Genomic DNA, 14,278 nt, shown 5'->3' with positions numbered 1-14,278 from the left:
GCAGACCCCGGCCTTTTCCGGTTTCCGGCGGACGGCCCTGGGGCGGGGGCTGGAAAGCGTCCTGCTGGTCAACGCCGGGTCGCACGTGACCGCCCCGGACGAACTGCGGCAGCAGTTGTTCCTGGATATCGCTCCCCGCTTTTCGGCGGCTCCATGAGCTGCCCCGGGCTCCAGAGATGAACGATACACCCGCTATGAACACAACCGTACGAGATGAAGCCTCGAAAGAGCAAGGCCGGCCAGGGCATTTAACGCATGGGGACGTCTCGCAGCAGATGGCCGAGTGGGCGCACGATCTGCGCAGCCCGCTGACCGTGGCCAAGGGCCACCTCTATTTGCTCGGCCGGCGGCTCAACGAGCAGGGGGTGGTGTCTGAAGCCTTCGAGGCGGAAGTCAACGAAGGTTTACGCAATATAGAGTGGAGCCTCCAGCGCTGTGCGGAAATGACGGAGCTGGTTGGGCTAAGCGCTCATGATGCGCAGGAGGAGATGGAGCGGTTATCCCTGAAAGAACTGGTTCGGGAAATGATCCAGGCTTTTTCCGCATGGGCGGAAAACAGGGGGGTTAAGATATGGGCCGCCATGGGAAGCGAGGACTTTCCGATTCGCGGGGTCAGGACGCTGATCATGCGAGCGGCGCAAAACGTATTGATCAATGCAGTGGAGGCGTGCGAAGGCCGGCCGGGTGAAGTTGGCGTGTTACTCAAGCGTGACGGGGACTTGGCGGCGCTGCAGGTGCTGGACAACGGGTGCGGCATGAGCCTTGAAATACAGCGGCATGCCTTCGATCCCTATTTCACGCAAGGCAAGCCCGAGGGCCGGGGGTTGGGAATGAGCATCATGCAGCGCATCGTACTGCAGCACGGCGGGTGCGTGGAACTGGCCAGCCAGGTTGGGCTCGGCACGTCCGTCGTCTTGCGATTTCCAATCTGTCCCAATGGGTATATGTGAAGTTTCAGAAATGTTATTGCGCGGTGTACGGGAACGGTCCTCCCGCCTCGTCTTGCTGTCGCATGGCGACGACGTGACATCGGTGCGATAGCGCGCCCAGAGTATTCCGATGGCCTACTTGTCTCTACAACCTGAACGGGACAACGACAGCTTCGTACCAGAACCGGTTGACCATCAGCCACGCCATCGGCTGGTTGTGGCTATGCCCCCGCAAGCCCGCCTCGTATCCGTCCAGCCGGGTCCGCCACGTCCGCAGTTGTACTTTCGACAAGCTGGCGACGTATGTCTGGATCATGGCCTTGAGCGCTCCTGAATCCCGCCAGGCCGCCCAGCGGCGGTGCAGGACCGGGCCCGCGGGATAGGGGCGGCCCAGGGAGTTCACGGCTATGTAACAGCCAGAAAAAGGTCGGACGGCCGAATGTCGTGGCTCCTGCGCTACTCCGAACCGCTGCCCATGCGAGGCAAAGGCCGAGGCATCTTTCTGTGTTGCTGGGGTGCCATCAGTCGTCCTGTCTTGCGGTGATGGCGGCGCTGGCCTACCTGCAGGGCGAAAGGAAGCGGGAGATACAGGCTTCCAGGGCTGTGCGCGTCAAGACGGCCGAGGACGCGAAGAGGCTAGAGCAGGATGACAGGAAGCTGGGTGATACCAAATCCGGGTGAATGCGGGTAGATTTCGGGCTCGCAGGAGCTCGCCCCTCCATGATTCCTGCCACTGGAGGGCGGAGCTCTGCGACGCCGTTCGTACCGCCTCTCACCCGTACCTGGTATGACATGTTCTCGGCAGCTTGCCCAGGCAGCAAACGCTTCAAGCGCAAGGTTGGGGCCAAGTTCGTGAAGACCGTGGAAACGAACAGGGTGTGGGCGAGTTTATTGGGCTACAAGATGGCGTACTGCCCCATTCCTGTGCCTGTAAAAGGGCGTAGAAGCCCCTTTCCCGACGACTGGTTTGCCCCGCCTCCTCCGGTGAACCTGCTCCATGCCGGCTCGCAGCTTCAGCTTGACCTGCTATACGACCCGTCGGGCTACCTGCGGGAGAAAAAATACGGGGTTCACCCGTATGCGGGGCGGGAACAGGTCAGTGCGTGATGGCGGTGCAGATTCCCTCCGAGGCATGTCGGGGAGGCTTTCTGTTAAGAAGTTGTCACAACTCGGTCACAAACTGGTAACAAAACTAGACCCATTATGGATGTTCCATGGCCACTATGGCCCCGTATGGAACCTTTGGAAACACTTGCAGTAACAAGGTAAACCGCATAAACGCCGGGAAACCAGAAAGCAGCCCAGGCGTTCCTACGTCCTGCGCGTCTGCCAGTTCCGCCACTCGCCCGCCGAGTGCCGGCGGTCCGGCGCCGTCGCTATTCGATGACCTTGAGATCGCCGCGGACGGGCCTGTTATTGATGTTGCGCCAGAAGTCGCGGATGGCCTGCTTGTCTTCCGGGGTACTGGAGAAGACGCCCTGGATCTTGAAGCGGTAATACTTGTCGATGTCCGTGGAGTTGAGCATCCCCCCGTAGACGGTCTCGGGGACGTCCTTGTAGGTCAGCTTCTGCCCGTCGGCCAGTTTCAGCACGAGCACCTGGTCGGCGGCGGTGTACTTGATGCTGCGGAACATCTCGGATTTCCCGATGTCGCGGCCCGCGGGTTCCGGTTCCTCCGCGGGTTCTTCCGCCGCCTCGGCGGCGACCGCGGGTTCCTCCGCGGCGCCCGCGACTTCGACGGCCGCCTCGCCTTCGCCCCCGGTCGCGGCAGGCGCGGCGGCGGCCTCGATTTCCGCGAGCTTCTTCTGCGCGGCTTCCGCATCGGCTTTCAGCTTGGCGGTTTCCTGCTGGAGCGCTGTTTTCTCCTGTTCGGCCTTCGCCGCCGCGGCCTTGGCCGTGGAAAGTTCAGTGTCCTTCGCGGCCATTTGCTCCGTCAGCTCGGTCACCCTGGCCGCTTGTTCCTGCGCCTTCTGGACCTGCGCCGCGGCTTCCGCCTTGGCGTTCGCCGCCTCGGTGCCGGCCGTCGTCAGGGCCTCCTTGGTCGTGCCCAGTTCCTGGCGCTGGGCCTGGACCGTGTCCTGTACGCGTTGCAGCGCGGCGGCATCCTTCAGGCCTTCGGGTGTCAGATCCTCGATGCCCGCGGCCGCGGCGGTCTTGAGAACGGCGTCCTCCAGCCCGGCCGCCCGTTGGGCCTGCTGCTGGTTCAGAAAGACCAGGCCCCCGCAGGCCACCAGCAGGAGCACCACCACCGCGCCAGCCACGATACCGATCATTTTGCCTGATGCCGCCATATGCGCCTCCTCCAGAATGTAGGTTGTGTTCAGGAGATGGAAACGAATATCCGGGCCAACATCAACCTTTTTCTGGGCGTCGGCCGGGGTGGGTCCTTTTTTCTTGTGGAATTTCCGGGGCCCTCTACCTTTCTTATGGTGAGCCCGCAGCTCCGGGATCGTGCAGACCGGATGCCGAAGCCGGGGAGGGACATGAAGAAAGAAGGCAGCGGATCGGCCCGAAAGCGGCAAAAGACGGTTTCCCCGCGTCAGGCGGGATCCGCAGGAACTCGGGAGCATCCCGCGTCGCAACTGGCCGCCTGGACGGAGCGTGAACATCCCGAGTGGCTGGATGCGGCGGCGTGGGGAGAGTGGCGCGCCCTCTGCGCTCTGGGGCTTTGCCCGGCGGCCGTGAAGCAGGCGCTCATGGGCTTCGCGGAGTTTCATTTCCGGCGCTTCATCCGCCGTTACGCCTTCCGGACGAACACGCCGGCGGAAGGCGCGATGTTGAGCGCGCGGGACAGCTGGCACTTGCTGGAGACCCATATGACGGCCCGTCAAAACCGGGACGGAAAGCGTTACAAGGACTGGCTATTTGGCCGTGTCCCGCCCGACTCGCCGTCCCCCATGCGTGCTGTGGCTGGCGGCGCGGTGCTGTTGATGCGCGAGGCCGCTCGCGAGTTTCTTATACGGGAGACCGCCCCGGTCCGGCAGGTCTCTCTGTCCAGCCCGTTTACGCCGGACGGAACCGGGACCCTGACCCTGGAGGATCTGCTGCCGGATATGGTGAGCCCGTCGGACGAAGTCGCGCGCCGCGAGTATGAAGCCCTGGCTCGCGAATATGCCGAGGAGTGGTTCGCCGCGCTGGGGGCGCGGGATCGTGTCATTCTCCTCGCCAGGCACCTGGGGCTGCCGCTGAACCATCCGCTGGTCGAACAGGCCGCCGGGTGCCGCAAGAGCAAGGCCTTTGCGGCGTTGAAAAGCCTCGTGGAAACCTTGGGCGCCGATTTGAAGAAACAATACCCGGAGGATCCTCTGGAATCGCTACGCCTCCTGGCCGTGCTGACGCTCGAGGCGCTCCACCAACGGGTCCAGGGGTGGGCCCAAAGCGAACCGCGCTGCGCGGAACTTCTTACCCTGGCGATGACTTATGAAGAAACTTCCCTGCATTAAAGCCGTGGCGCCGGAAACGGAGCGAACGCGCCGATTGCGGCAATGGCTGCGGGAGAGGTCCGTGGACCTGGCCCTGCGCGACGACCCGGAAGAGGCGGAGCCGGCGGCTCCGGGAGCTTTCTTGGAGGCGGGTCCACCTGCGGCCGCCGGCCAGGTGCGGCTCATGCACCCGCAGGCGGAGGCGACGTCCGCGCGGTTGTGTTACCTGGCTGTGCTGCGGGAAGCGCGGCCGGGCCTGTTCCTGGCGGCGCCCTTCTCTCGGTTTTCCGTGCCGGCCCTGCCGGGCGAGTGGCGGACCCCGCGCAGCGAAAGCCCCCTCCGCGTGCTCTGCCTTTGGAACGCCAGGCTTCTGCCCGCGGCCAGCTTGGGGCGCAGCTGGTTCGTGGATGAATTGCCGGGCCCCGAAGCGTCGGAGGCGCTGGCCGTCTTCGATGCCTTAAAGGGCGGTGCGGCGATGTCCGCCGGCGGGGCGGACCGGACGGGCCCGCCCGTGATTCACCCCCTCGATCCGCGGCACGAATACCGGGATGAGGAACGCGCATGGATGGATGGAGTGGCCGCCTCTTTTTTCGAGCAGGCCGGCGCGGGCGGCGAGTTCCCCGCCGTTCAACCCGATGAGCTTCCCCTGGCCGCCGAGCCCCGCAAGCCATACAAGATGCCCGGCCGGAAAGGGAAGCGCGGGAAGAGTTGATTCTAGCGCTGCGCCGAATCCCGCACTGATCATTACCCCGCTTCCGCCCGCCCGGAACTTTAATCCCTTGCACTTTCGCGCTATGAGTTTTTTTTAAAATCCGTGGAATGCGGGGATCCTCGCTCCTTTCTTATGTGTGAAGCCGGCGACCGTGAGCGCCGGCCGGATGAAAAAAGGCAACACATGGAAGGAGACACGGTCATGGTGGCGGTCAACAGTGTGATCCTGGCGGGCAACGTAACGCGCGATCCGGAGATTCGGCGCACGAAATCCGGGGAGTCCGTGATGGACCTGGGCATGGCGATCAACGAGCAGTACAAAGGCAAGGATGGGCAGGCGGTGCAGTCCGTGTGCTTCGTCGACGTGGCCGTCTGGGGGCGGCAGGCGGAGAGCTGCGCGCAGTACCTGACCAAGGGCGTGCCGGTCATGGTCGAGGGGAAGCTCCAGTTCGACCAGTGGAAGACGGAGGAGGGTGAAAAGCGGTCGAAGTTGAGAGTCCGGGCCCAGCGGGTGATGTTCCTCGGCGGCCCGAGCCAGTCGACGGACGAAGCGGCCGACGAAGAGAAGAAGGCGCCCGTGCGGCCGGATCGTGCGGCGCCGGCGCGGAGTTCCGCCCGGTAGCGGCGGGGCGCGGGCGCCCGGCGCGCAAAGACGGCCGTGCGGATGGTATCCAGGCGGGCCCCGCCGCCCCGAGCGGCGGGAGGCCCGCGAGGCCTCCGCGGTCCGGGTCGGGTTGAATAAACCCGCGGTTGTGGTAGCATGGACCAAAATGGCCTCCAGCGGGCCGGGGCCGCCCGGGGCGGGGCCGGCCTTTGGGGCCTGTCCGGGACGGACGAAAGGAGATCCATGAGCGCGAAAGTATATGTGGTGTTCTATAGCACCTATGGTCATGTGTACAAGATGGCCGAGGCGGTGGCGGCCGGGGCAAAGGAAGTTTCGGGTGCCGAGGTCAAGTTGTTCCAGGTGCCGGAGTTGATGCCTGACGCGGCGCTGGTGAAGAGCGGCGCCAAGGCGGCGCGCCAGGCCTTCGCCCGCGTGCCGGTCATCCAGCCGGATCAACTGGCGGAGGCGGACGCTGTGATCTTCGGCACGCCGACGCGGTTCGGCAACATGAGCGCGCAGATGCGCAACTTCCTCGACCAGACCGGGGGTTTGTGGATGAAGGGCGCGTTGGTCGGCAAGGTTGGCAGCGTCTTCGTCAGCACGGCGACGCAGCACGGCGGCCAGGAAACCACGATCACGAGCTTCCACACCACGCTCTTTCACCATGGTATGATCGTCGTGGGCGTCCCGTACGCCGAGCCGCGGTTGCTGAACATGCAGGAGATCAGCGGCGGCACGCCGTACGGCGCGAGCACCATCGCCGGCGGAGACGGTTCGCGTTCGCCGAGTGAAAATGAACTGGCCATAGCCCGGTTCCAGGGCCGCCATGTCGCGCAGATCGCGGCCAAGCTGCGCGGATAGGCTGGGCTCCATGTGCATAGACCCCTGCGGCCTTGCGCCGCAGGTGAATCAGGTGGGCCCGTACAGCTTTTGTCAGGCCAGCAGGGCGGCGGCTTCGCGCGCGAGGCGCGTGAGAGGCAGGCCTTGCGGGCATCGGCGCTCGGCCGCGGTGAAGTCCATTGAAAGAAGCTGTGTGCGGGCGGCGGCGGGGATGGCGCCATAGCATTCGCGCGCGCGTTCGATGTCCCCGTAGGCCCGGGCGTACATCAGGCTTCGCATCACGTCGGCCACGGGCACGCGGCCCTTCAGCGCCGCGCCGCAGAGGTCTTCGCAGCCCGCGCAGTAACCGGAGCAGGTGGCCCGCGCAAAGTGGGACAAGCGCTCGCGGTCGGTCCGGGACAGGGATTGCCGGTCCATCGCCGCCGCCGCGTTTTCCTCCAGGTTGCGCATCACGTGCATTTGCGAGCAGATGGTGGCGATCGAGGGCTGTTCCCAGACGGCCTTCAGCTTGGCCTGCGCCGCGGTGAAGCCCCTCCCGCGGAACTGGCTGGCCATGTCGCCGTCGGCCCCCTCAAGCACCGGCCCGCCACCCTGGGTTTTCATGGCGATCACCCCGACGCCCGCCGCCCGGCACTGCTCCAGCGCCTGCTTCATGCCGTCCTGCTGGAGCAGCCGGAAATTGCAGGAGGTCATGATGGCGTCGATCCAACCGAGCTTCGCCCCCTCCCGTACATGCTGCTCCATGTTTCGGTGCGTACTGAACCCGAAAAGGCGTATCCGGCCGGCCCGTTTTTCCGCCTCGGCCCAGTGTTGCATGTCTCCGTTCATTTCGTCTGCATGGCGCAGGTCGTGGATAAGGTAAAGATCGAGATAATCTGTGCGCAGCCGCTCGAGCGATCGGTTCAGCAGGCGCGTCAGGCCCTCCGGGTCGCGCGCATCGGACTTGCTGATCAAGAACACCTTCTTCCGGGCCTCCGGTTGCCGCTCGAGAAATTGCCCGAACCCGGTCTCGCTGCGGCCGCCCTGGTAGCAGTCCGCCGTGTCCCAGCAGGTGACGCCCAGTTGCAGGGCGCGGTGCAGGATGTGCTGGTTGGCCGGGACATCGAAGATCCCGCCCAGGCAGAGCGAACAAACCTCTATGCCGGACCGCCCGAGCGGGCGCAGGGGGATCAGGGCGGAGGCGGTTTCCGCCAGGACGGCGCGGGGAAGCCAGGGACAGGTGCCCGCCAGCGTCAGGGTCCGGAGGAAAGACCGGCGCGTGATGGCTTCGGCATCAGGTGTCATGGCGCAAACGGGCCTCCAGTTCGCGGATGATCCGCTGGTATCGTTTTTCGTTGGCGAAGATCGCGAACCCCAGTCCGATCATCGCCGCGATCAGTCCCAGCAGGATCAAAATGGTGATCGGCAGCACGGCCGCCATCAGTTCCAGCGTGGGGCGCTCCATGTCCCCGGCGGAGATCCGGCGCGCGACGAAAAGGGGATTGGCCAGCCAGGGGACAGAGAAGAAAAGCCAGGCCGCCAGCGCCGCGATGCCGGCCAGCATCATCCAGGCCACGATTTTCCAGGAGGAGGCCAGCTTCCGGCGGTGTTCAAGAAATCTCGTGTCGCTTTGCATGGTCTCTCCCGTGCCTTGCGGTTCATTCATACCCGCGCCGGCGCGCCGGGGATAGACCGTTACAGCAAAAAACCGGCTTCGGGCTCGCGGCTTTCGCCGTCGGCACTCACGCGGATGGCGCGGAGCGAGGGGAGGGGACACACGCTTTCGCAGACGCCGCACCCGATGCACAGGGCCGGATCCACGACCGGGCGCTGCAGGCGCACGAGGAGTTCCGCGCCGACGCCCTTGGGCGGCGGTACATTCCAGGGATGGTTGGGGTCAATGCCCCACTGCCCGGGCCCGCATTCCACGACCCGGCGCGGCTCGCTGTCGGAATCGCCGACGATCCGGCAGTACAGGTCGTCCGAAAGGCGGACCGTCGGCGCGGGCGCGGCGTCCTCGAAAAACACGGTGAGCTGGTCGGCCCGGGCCGCCGTCCGGAAACTGCCGGGGAGGGATTCGAAAATTTCCTGGATGCTGATGGCCTTGGGGCTGACCGGGCAATTCTCCTGGCAGACGATGCAGGGCCGGTTCATGGCCCACGGCAGGCAGCGTCCTCGGTCCACGAAGGCGGTTCCCAACTTCACGGGACCCTTGTTGCCGAACACGCCGCGCCCCAGCTTCTCGTCCAGGCTCAACGGCCGGATGGCGCCCGTGGGGCAGAGCTGGCCGCAGGCCACGCACCGGAGCTGGCAGCCGCCGGTTCCGATGCTGAAATGGGCCACGGGCGTGCCGAACCCTTCGAGGCCGGCCTCGGTCAGCGCGGGGTGCAGGATGTTCGTCGGGCAGGCGCGCATGCACTGGCCGCACCGGATGCAGCGGGACAGAAAATCGCGCTCGGTCCGGGCGCCGGGCGGGCGGATCAGACGGGGATCGCGCCGGCCGGCCAGCCGGCCCAGGGGGCCGATGGCAAAGCCCGCGAGCAGGGAGGCGATGACACCGCGCCGCGTGAGGTCCGGCCCCGCGCGTTCGCCCGAGGCCGAGCGCGCCGTCCGGTAGCCGACAAGGTCGTCCGGGCATGTGTGCAGGCAGTTCATGCAGAGCACGCACTCGTGGCTGCGGATACGGCCGGCCGGCTGGCAGGCGCCCTCGCAATCGGTCTCGCACTGAAGGCAGTTCGAGCAGGCGTCCTGCTTCTTGCCGATGCGCCACAGGGCGAACCGGCCCAGGACTCCATACAAGGCGCCCAACGGGCAGAGGTAGCGGCAGTAGAAGCGTGGAATCCACAGGTTGACCAGCAGCGCGGCGAGGAACAGCCCACCGATGAGCGCCGCGCCGCGATAGACCCGCGCGCCGATCCACAGCACGCGCACCCCGCGGTCGGCCAGGGGCAGCAGCACGAGATTCACGGCGCGATGCATGAAGGACAGGGGATCTAACCATCCCGTTTGGAGGGTGCCGGCGGCAAAGGCCCGGTTCAGCATGCCCAGGAGCCCGAGCCCGGCCGCGGCCAGCAGGAAGGCCAGCAGGTAGTACTTGATCCGCTGCGCCGGCCGGAAGGCGCGTCGCAAGGCCTTCGCCGCCGGGGACGCTCGGCGCTGGCCCAGCCACCCGATCGCCTGGTGCAGCGTGCCGAACGGACAGACCCAGCCGCAGAAGAACCGGCCGAGGATCACCGTCAGGACGATCGTGAGCATGGCCCATTCCATGCCCGGATGCAGCGAGCCCGTGGCGAGGATGTGTCCGAGCGCAACGAGGGGGTTCAGTTGAAGGAACCAGTTGACCGGCCAGCCCCGGAGCTTCCACCAATCCGTCCCGACGGTGGCCGTAATGCAGAACCACAGGAAAAGCAGGAGGAAAAACGCCTGGCTGATTCGCCGCACCCACGTGATCTTCATGAAGGTCCCGCCTGGATTCGAATGGGATTGAGCAACTCGTAGCTGGCGGTTCCCGCCCCCGCCGCCGCCGCGCGCACGAGATGGGGAAGGTCCGCGGCCTGCCGCCCCAGCAGCGTGGCGCCGAAGGCATCCGCGGCCACCGGGTCCGTGCCGGCGATCATCGTCTGCGTGGGCTTCAGGTCCGAGAGCGACCCGCCGGTCGGGCCGTTGCGGACCATGGTCGTGGCGCCGTCGAGGATGACCAGCGTGGGGCGGACCAGTTGCGCGAGTTCGGCGATGAGCGCGTGGATGTCCTGGTGAAACACGCTGCGCTTGCCGCCCAGCAGGCCGTACCAGTTCTTCAGCGTCATGCTCGCGCCGCTCCGGAAGTGGTCCTTTACCGGGGCCAGCCCGATCAGGCGGTGGATGCCCTCGAAAGGCGCCCGGAGGAACGGCCAGCGCCGGATCAGGCGTCCTCCCCGGAGCGTCACCGGCGCGAAGTCCCGTTCGCGCGGGATCCAGACCTCCGCCCCGGCCGCGCGGGCCGCCGCGCCGATGCCGGTCCATTCAAAACACGATTCGGGCTCGTTGATGGGATGGTCCGTCACCACCACCCGGGCGGCGCCCGCGCGACGGCACTGCGCCACGGCCTCGGCGACGAGATCGGGATGCGTGGTGGCCCCGAGCGACGGCGGCGAGGCGAACGCGGCGTTGACCTTCAGCAGCACGGCGTCGCCCGGGCCCACGAAGGAGTTCCAGCCGCCCAGGGCTTCCATCGCCCGGCGGAGGTTGCTCACGCGGTCCGGGCCGGTCACGATGCCCAGGCGCGGCTCGAGGCCCGGCTTGGAGAAATCCGGCACGCTCCACTCGCCGGCGTCTTCGCGGCGGCCTCCGCCGGCGCGCCACCCGAAGCTGTGGCCCACCGCGCCCGTGACGGCGATGGCGGCCGCCGCCTTCAGGCCGCGCGCCAGGAAATCGCGCCGGCGCGGATCGAGGGGCTCCTTCGTCATCGCGCGGCCTCCTCCAGTTGGCGGTCGAGCAGGAGCGCCAGTTGCTCCGCGGTCAAGCGGTCGCCGGCCTGGTACACGCCCGCGAAATACCGGCCGCGCGGGAGCAGGACCTGCCACGTGCCGTACACGCTGATCAGGCGCGCTTCCGGCAGTTCCGGAATCGCGGGTTCCGGCACCGCGCCGTCTTCGAGCACGGCCTTCTCGTAGGCCCGCGCCAGTTCCCGGGCGTCCGTCTCACTTGCGCGGGCGCAGACGAACACCGACGCCTGGAACTCTCCGACCTGGTAGTCGGCGACGAAAAGGTTATCGAGCCCCGGGAAGCCCAGCCCGTCCGCCAGGTACAGCCGCGGATGGCCCGCGAGCCGGTGGGCCTCCGGCAGCAGCGCGAGTTCCGGCAGGTCGGCGGGCTCGGCCGGGAGGTCCGCCACGAGGCGGGCGGCGGCGGCGCGCAGGTCGGCGCGGACGGATTCGCTGTCCGATCCCGCGATGATCTCCGCGTAGTAGCGCCCGTGGCAGAAAAACAGCGCGTTCTCGGCCAGGTAGGCGAACCGGGTGAAGTCGCGCGGCTCGGCCTCCTCCCGCTGTTGGAGACTGAAGACCGAGTACGCCGCGCGGGGCGAACCCATGTCGTACAGGAACACCTCGAGGGCGCCCTCCGGGTCGTCGGGCTTCCCGATCCGGCGGCACTCGAGCGACTGGAACCCGGCCGGCAGGTATAGTTCGGCGCGGCCGTTGATCTTCTCGTACAGCGTGTCCGGATCGAAGAACTCCGGGGGGCCGAGCGCGGCCAGGCCGTCCGGCGGATTCACGCGGGACGGCGGCGCGGGTGGGGGGGGCGGCGGGACAGACGGGCGCTGGAAATCGGGATAAGCCTGCGCCTGGACGGCTGGATGAAACCGGAACTGCTCGAGGTAGACTCCCGTCCCGATGCCGATCAGCACCCCGAGGACGGCCAACCCCGCCAGCGTTTCTTTCCAGCTCGATTTTTTCGCCATGCGCGGATCCCCGTAAACCCGCGCCACTATACGGAAACACGCGCCCGGGTTAAACAAGAGATTCGTAAAAGCGGTGGAGCGTTTGACTTTCGGGAAAAGTGGGTTTTGTTTTGGACATGACTCGAGTGCGGACAATAGTTTCGTGGTTGCTTCTGCTGGCGGGAATCCGTTCGGTGGCAGCCGCGCCCGTCCGCGCGCGGTACAGCGAAGCGGAACTGTGGGCGGAGCCGTCCGCGATCCGGCCCGGCGAGACGGTATGGTTGGCGGTGAAGATTCGCCTGGATCCGGGCTGGCACACCTACTGGCTGAATCCCGGCGACACCGGCATGAAGCCCCGCCTGACCTGGACGCTCCCCGAGGGCCTCTCCGCCGGCGAACTCCGAATGCCCGCCCCGAAGCGATTCGAGTCCGAGGGGCTGGTCAGTTTCGGGTTCGAGGACGAAGTGACGTTCCTGGCGCCGATGACCGCGGCGGTCTCCTGGCCCGGCGGCGCGGCGGACATCGGCTTGAAGATCACCTGGCTCGTGTGCAACGATCTTTGCCTGCCGGAAACCGCCAGCCTTTTCGTGCGGCTGGACGGCGCCGCCGGAGCCGGCGATGAAGCCGAGCGCGTGATGGCCGAGGCGCGGGCGCGCCTGCCCGCGGAGCCCGAGGGCTGGACCCTGCGGGCCTTTCGCCGGGGCACGGAAGTGAGCCTGCATGCACAACCCCCGGCCGGCTTAGCCGCCGGGGCCAGCGGAACCTTCTTCCCGGCTTTGCCCAACGTGTTCGACTATGCCACCGCCTCCGTGCCGCAGGCCCTGCCGGAAATCCGGCTGGGCCTGTCGCCCCTCGCGGAATCCTTCCCGGAACGGATCACGGGGATCCTGGCGGCGGGTGGCACGAGCCTTGCTGTGGATATTCCCGTGGAAACGGAAACGCAAACAGAAGGAGCCGTACCATGAAGCAGTATGCCTTGATCGCGGTCATTCTCCTGGTCGTGGGCCTGGCCCTTATTGTCTGGGCGGAGATCGGTCCGGACACGTCCGCGCCGGACTTTTCGCTCGCGGATGTAACCGGCGCGACCCATGCATTGTCCTCCTTCCGCGGGAAATACGTGGTGCTGGAATGGTTCAACTACGATTGCCCGTTCGTGAAGAAGCACTACGGCGGCGGCCACATGCAGGCGCTGCAGAAGAAGTACACGGACGAGGGCGTCGCGTGGCTCGCGATCTGCTCCTCGGCGCCGGGCAAGCAGGGCCACTACGCGGCGGAACAGATGGCAGCTATGGCGCTGGAGCGGAAGGGTGCCGCCACGGCGGTCCTGCTGGATCCAGACGGCAAGGTGGGCCGCCTGTACGGCGCCAAGACGACTCCTCATATTTTCATCATTGATCCGGACGGCAAGCTGATCTACCAGGGCGCGATCGACAGCGTGCCCTCGACCGATCCGGCGGACATCCCGGGCGCGGTCAACTACGTGCAGGTCACGCTGGACGCCGCGCGCGCCGGGCAGCCGGTCGAGAAAAAGGTCACGGCGCCCTACGGCTGCTCGGTGAAGTACTGACCCGGCGGGCCGCGCGGGGGGCGGGCGGGATTTTCCAATCATTGGAAAATCCCGCCGAGTTTTTTCCAATGATTGGAAAAATCTCTCGCGTTTTTTCCAATGTTTGGAAAAAATCAGACGGTTTTTTCCAAACATTGGAAACGGCATGAAAGACGGCTGGCTGCCCTGGACCAAGTCCTGCTTCGTGTGCGGCGAGGAGAATCCGCACGGCCTGCGCCGGCGCTCCCGGCTGGAGCGCGGGCGCGTGATCCTCGACTACACGACGCGCCGGGAGGACGTCGGGTACCGGCACATCGTGCATGGCGGGATCGCCGCCACGCTTCTCGACGAGGTCATGACCTGGGCGGCCATCGTCGCCACCCGGAAGGTCTGCGTGGCCGCGGAGCTGACCACCCGCCTGAAGGCGCCCATCGGGGTGGGGCAGAAGGTGCGGGTCGAGGGCTGGGTGACCCGCGCGAGTTCACGGCTTTGCCTGGCGGAGGGCGTGGTCCGCGGCGAGGACGGCCAGGAGTTGTTGACGGCGTCCGGCAAGTACATGCCGATGCCCGCCGGCATGGCGAGCTTGAGCGAGAAGGACTTCGTCCACAGCCCGGACACGCTGAACCCGCTGGAACTCGTCGGCCCCGGCTGATTAATCCTTCAGCCAGGCAGGGGCTGTAGGGGCGTCGCTTGCGACGCCCGCTCGTGTTTGGCCCTTTACTAGTCCGCGACATGGCCTGAAGAGAACGAGCTTTTTTCTCTTGGTATTCAGGACCTAGTATATATACTAGGTTACAGAAAGGAGCTCTCTATGGGCTATCCAACGAA

General features: G+C 66.3%; 16 protein-coding genes. 9 read left to right on the top strand and 7 right to left on the bottom strand.

What is annotated here, in order from left to right:
• Positions 1 to 194 precede the first annotated feature (194 nt).
• Positions 195 to 950, top strand: a complete 756-nt coding sequence (locus KA248_15165) for a HAMP domain-containing histidine kinase (protein ID MBP7831247.1) — start codon at positions 195 to 197, stop codon at positions 948 to 950.
• Positions 951 to 1,074: 124 nt separating this feature from the next.
• Here the strand turns inward: KA248_15165 and KA248_15160 are convergent, their stop codons facing one another.
• Entirely contained in the window at positions 1,075 to 1,332 is a 258-nt protein-coding gene (locus tag KA248_15160; protein ID MBP7831246.1) for a hypothetical protein, read from the bottom strand.
• Between the two features lie 389 nt (positions 1,333 to 1,721).
• Here KA248_15160 and KA248_15155 point away from each other — a divergent pair, with 389 nt between their 5' ends.
• Entirely contained in the window at positions 1,722 to 2,036 is a 315-nt protein-coding gene (locus tag KA248_15155; protein MBP7831245.1) for a hypothetical protein, read from the top strand.
• Positions 2,037 to 2,305: 269 nt separating this feature from the next.
• Here the strand turns inward: KA248_15155 and KA248_15150 are convergent, their stop codons facing one another.
• On the bottom strand, positions 2,306 to 3,220 hold the full coding sequence (locus tag KA248_15150; protein MBP7831244.1) for a KTSC domain-containing protein: 915 nt from the start codon (positions 3,218 to 3,220) through the stop codon (positions 2,306 to 2,308).
• On the opposite strand from KA248_15150, the gene KA248_15145 reads away from it, so the two are divergent.
• The 4 genes from KA248_15145 (at position 3,221) to wrbA (ending at position 6,527) form a co-directional block, all read left to right on the top strand.
• A complete protein-coding gene (locus KA248_15145; GenBank protein MBP7831243.1) occupies positions 3,221 to 4,372 on the top strand; it encodes a hypothetical protein in 1,152 nt (383 codons plus the stop codon).
• Positions 4,350 to 5,063: a hypothetical protein gene (locus KA248_15140; protein MBP7831242.1), complete on the top strand. Its 714-nt coding sequence runs from the start codon at positions 4,350 to 4,352 to the stop codon at positions 5,061 to 5,063. The genes KA248_15145 and KA248_15140 overlap by 23 nt, the downstream gene beginning before the upstream one ends.
• 183 nt (positions 5,064 to 5,246) lie before the next feature.
• Positions 5,247 to 5,684 (top strand): single-stranded DNA-binding protein, encoded by a 438-nt coding sequence (gene ssb / locus KA248_15135; protein MBP7831241.1) that lies wholly within the window; start codon positions 5,247 to 5,249, stop codon positions 5,682 to 5,684.
• A gap of 225 nt (positions 5,685 to 5,909) precedes the next feature.
• Positions 5,910 to 6,527, top strand: a complete 618-nt coding sequence (wrbA, locus tag KA248_15130) for an NAD(P)H:quinone oxidoreductase (protein MBP7831240.1) — start codon at positions 5,910 to 5,912, stop codon at positions 6,525 to 6,527.
• 72 nt (positions 6,528 to 6,599) lie between these two features.
• On the opposite strand, the gene KA248_15125 is transcribed toward wrbA, so the two are convergent.
• Genes KA248_15125 through KA248_15105 form a run of 5 tightly spaced genes read right to left on the bottom strand, consistent with a single transcriptional unit; the run spans position 6,600 to position 11,925 of the window.
• Positions 6,600 to 7,790, bottom strand: coding sequence for an aldo/keto reductase (locus KA248_15125; protein ID MBP7831239.1), 1,191 nt, complete (start codon positions 7,788 to 7,790; stop codon positions 6,600 to 6,602).
• On the bottom strand, positions 7,780 to 8,151 hold the full coding sequence (locus KA248_15120) for a hypothetical protein (protein ID MBP7831238.1): 372 nt from the start codon (positions 8,149 to 8,151) through the stop codon (positions 7,780 to 7,782). The genes KA248_15125 and KA248_15120 overlap by 11 nt, the downstream gene beginning before the upstream one ends.
• A gap of 29 nt (positions 8,152 to 8,180) precedes the next feature.
• On the bottom strand, positions 8,181 to 9,941 hold the full coding sequence (locus tag KA248_15115; protein ID MBP7831237.1) for a 4Fe-4S dicluster domain-containing protein: 1,761 nt from the start codon (positions 9,939 to 9,941) through the stop codon (positions 8,181 to 8,183).
• Positions 9,938 to 10,930, bottom strand: coding sequence for a DUF362 domain-containing protein (locus KA248_15110; protein MBP7831236.1), 993 nt, complete (start codon positions 10,928 to 10,930; stop codon positions 9,938 to 9,940). The genes KA248_15115 and KA248_15110 overlap by 4 nt, the downstream gene beginning before the upstream one ends.
• Positions 10,927 to 11,925: a hypothetical protein gene (locus tag KA248_15105; protein MBP7831235.1), complete on the bottom strand. Its 999-nt coding sequence runs from the start codon at positions 11,923 to 11,925 to the stop codon at positions 10,927 to 10,929. Before KA248_15105 ends, KA248_15110 begins: the two co-directional genes overlap by 4 nt.
• A 173-nt stretch (positions 11,926 to 12,098) precedes the next feature.
• On the opposite strand from KA248_15105, the gene KA248_15100 reads away from it, so the two are divergent.
• From KA248_15100 to KA248_15090, 3 genes are all read left to right on the top strand, one after another.
• Positions 12,099 to 12,869, top strand: a complete 771-nt coding sequence (locus KA248_15100; protein MBP7831234.1) for a hypothetical protein — start codon at positions 12,099 to 12,101, stop codon at positions 12,867 to 12,869.
• Positions 12,866 to 13,471, top strand: coding sequence for a thioredoxin family protein (locus KA248_15095; GenBank protein MBP7831233.1), 606 nt, complete (start codon positions 12,866 to 12,868; stop codon positions 13,469 to 13,471). The genes KA248_15100 and KA248_15095 overlap by 4 nt, the downstream gene beginning before the upstream one ends.
• Positions 13,472 to 13,616: 145 nt before the next feature.
• Complete coding sequence (locus KA248_15090) at positions 13,617 to 14,102, top strand: PaaI family thioesterase (GenBank protein MBP7831232.1); 486 nt, start codon at positions 13,617 to 13,619, stop codon at positions 14,100 to 14,102.
• The last annotated feature ends 176 nt before the right edge of the window (positions 14,103 to 14,278 follow it).

This window comes from Kiritimatiellia bacterium (assembly GCA_018001225.1).
In the GTDB taxonomy this organism is placed as follows: Bacteria; Verrucomicrobiota; Kiritimatiellia; order CAIQIC01; family JAGNIJ01; genus JAGNIJ01.
Note: the sequence above shows the minus strand (reverse complement) of the source record. Positions and strands in the feature narration are given on the sequence as shown.

What these genes read in the sequence shown, in the direction of transcription:
- KA248_15145 (MBP7831243.1), top strand. Translation starts at nt 3,221, where the DNA reads ATGCGCCTCCTCCAGAATGTAGGTTGTGTTCAGGAGATGGAAACGAAT.
- wrbA (MBP7831240.1), top strand. Translation starts at nt 5,910, where the DNA reads ATGAGCGCGAAAGTATATGTGGTGTTCTATAGCACCTATGGTCATGTG.
- KA248_15155 (MBP7831245.1), top strand. Translation starts at nt 1,722, where the DNA reads ATGTTCTCGGCAGCTTGCCCAGGCAGCAAACGCTTCAAGCGCAAGGTT.
- KA248_15110 (MBP7831236.1), bottom strand. Translation starts at nt 10,930, where the DNA reads ATGACGAAGGAGCCCCTCGATCCGCGCCGGCGCGATTTCCTGGCGCGC.
- KA248_15105 (MBP7831235.1), bottom strand. Translation starts at nt 11,925, where the DNA reads ATGGCGAAAAAATCGAGCTGGAAAGAAACGCTGGCGGGGTTGGCCGTC.
- KA248_15140 (MBP7831242.1), top strand. Translation starts at nt 4,350, where the DNA reads ATGAAGAAACTTCCCTGCATTAAAGCCGTGGCGCCGGAAACGGAGCGA.
- ssb (MBP7831241.1), top strand. Translation starts at nt 5,247, where the DNA reads ATGGAAGGAGACACGGTCATGGTGGCGGTCAACAGTGTGATCCTGGCG.
- KA248_15120 (MBP7831238.1), bottom strand. Translation starts at nt 8,151, where the DNA reads ATGAATGAACCGCAAGGCACGGGAGAGACCATGCAAAGCGACACGAGA.
- KA248_15125 (MBP7831239.1), bottom strand. Translation starts at nt 7,790, where the DNA reads ATGACACCTGATGCCGAAGCCATCACGCGCCGGTCTTTCCTCCGGACC.
- KA248_15150 (MBP7831244.1), bottom strand. Translation starts at nt 3,220, where the DNA reads ATGGCGGCATCAGGCAAAATGATCGGTATCGTGGCTGGCGCGGTGGTG.
- KA248_15090 (MBP7831232.1), top strand. Translation starts at nt 13,617, where the DNA reads ATGAAAGACGGCTGGCTGCCCTGGACCAAGTCCTGCTTCGTGTGCGGC.
- KA248_15165 (MBP7831247.1), top strand. Translation starts at nt 195, where the DNA reads ATGAACACAACCGTACGAGATGAAGCCTCGAAAGAGCAAGGCCGGCCA.
- KA248_15095 (MBP7831233.1), top strand. Translation starts at nt 12,866, where the DNA reads ATGAAGCAGTATGCCTTGATCGCGGTCATTCTCCTGGTCGTGGGCCTG.
- KA248_15115 (MBP7831237.1), bottom strand. Translation starts at nt 9,941, where the DNA reads ATGAAGATCACGTGGGTGCGGCGAATCAGCCAGGCGTTTTTCCTCCTG.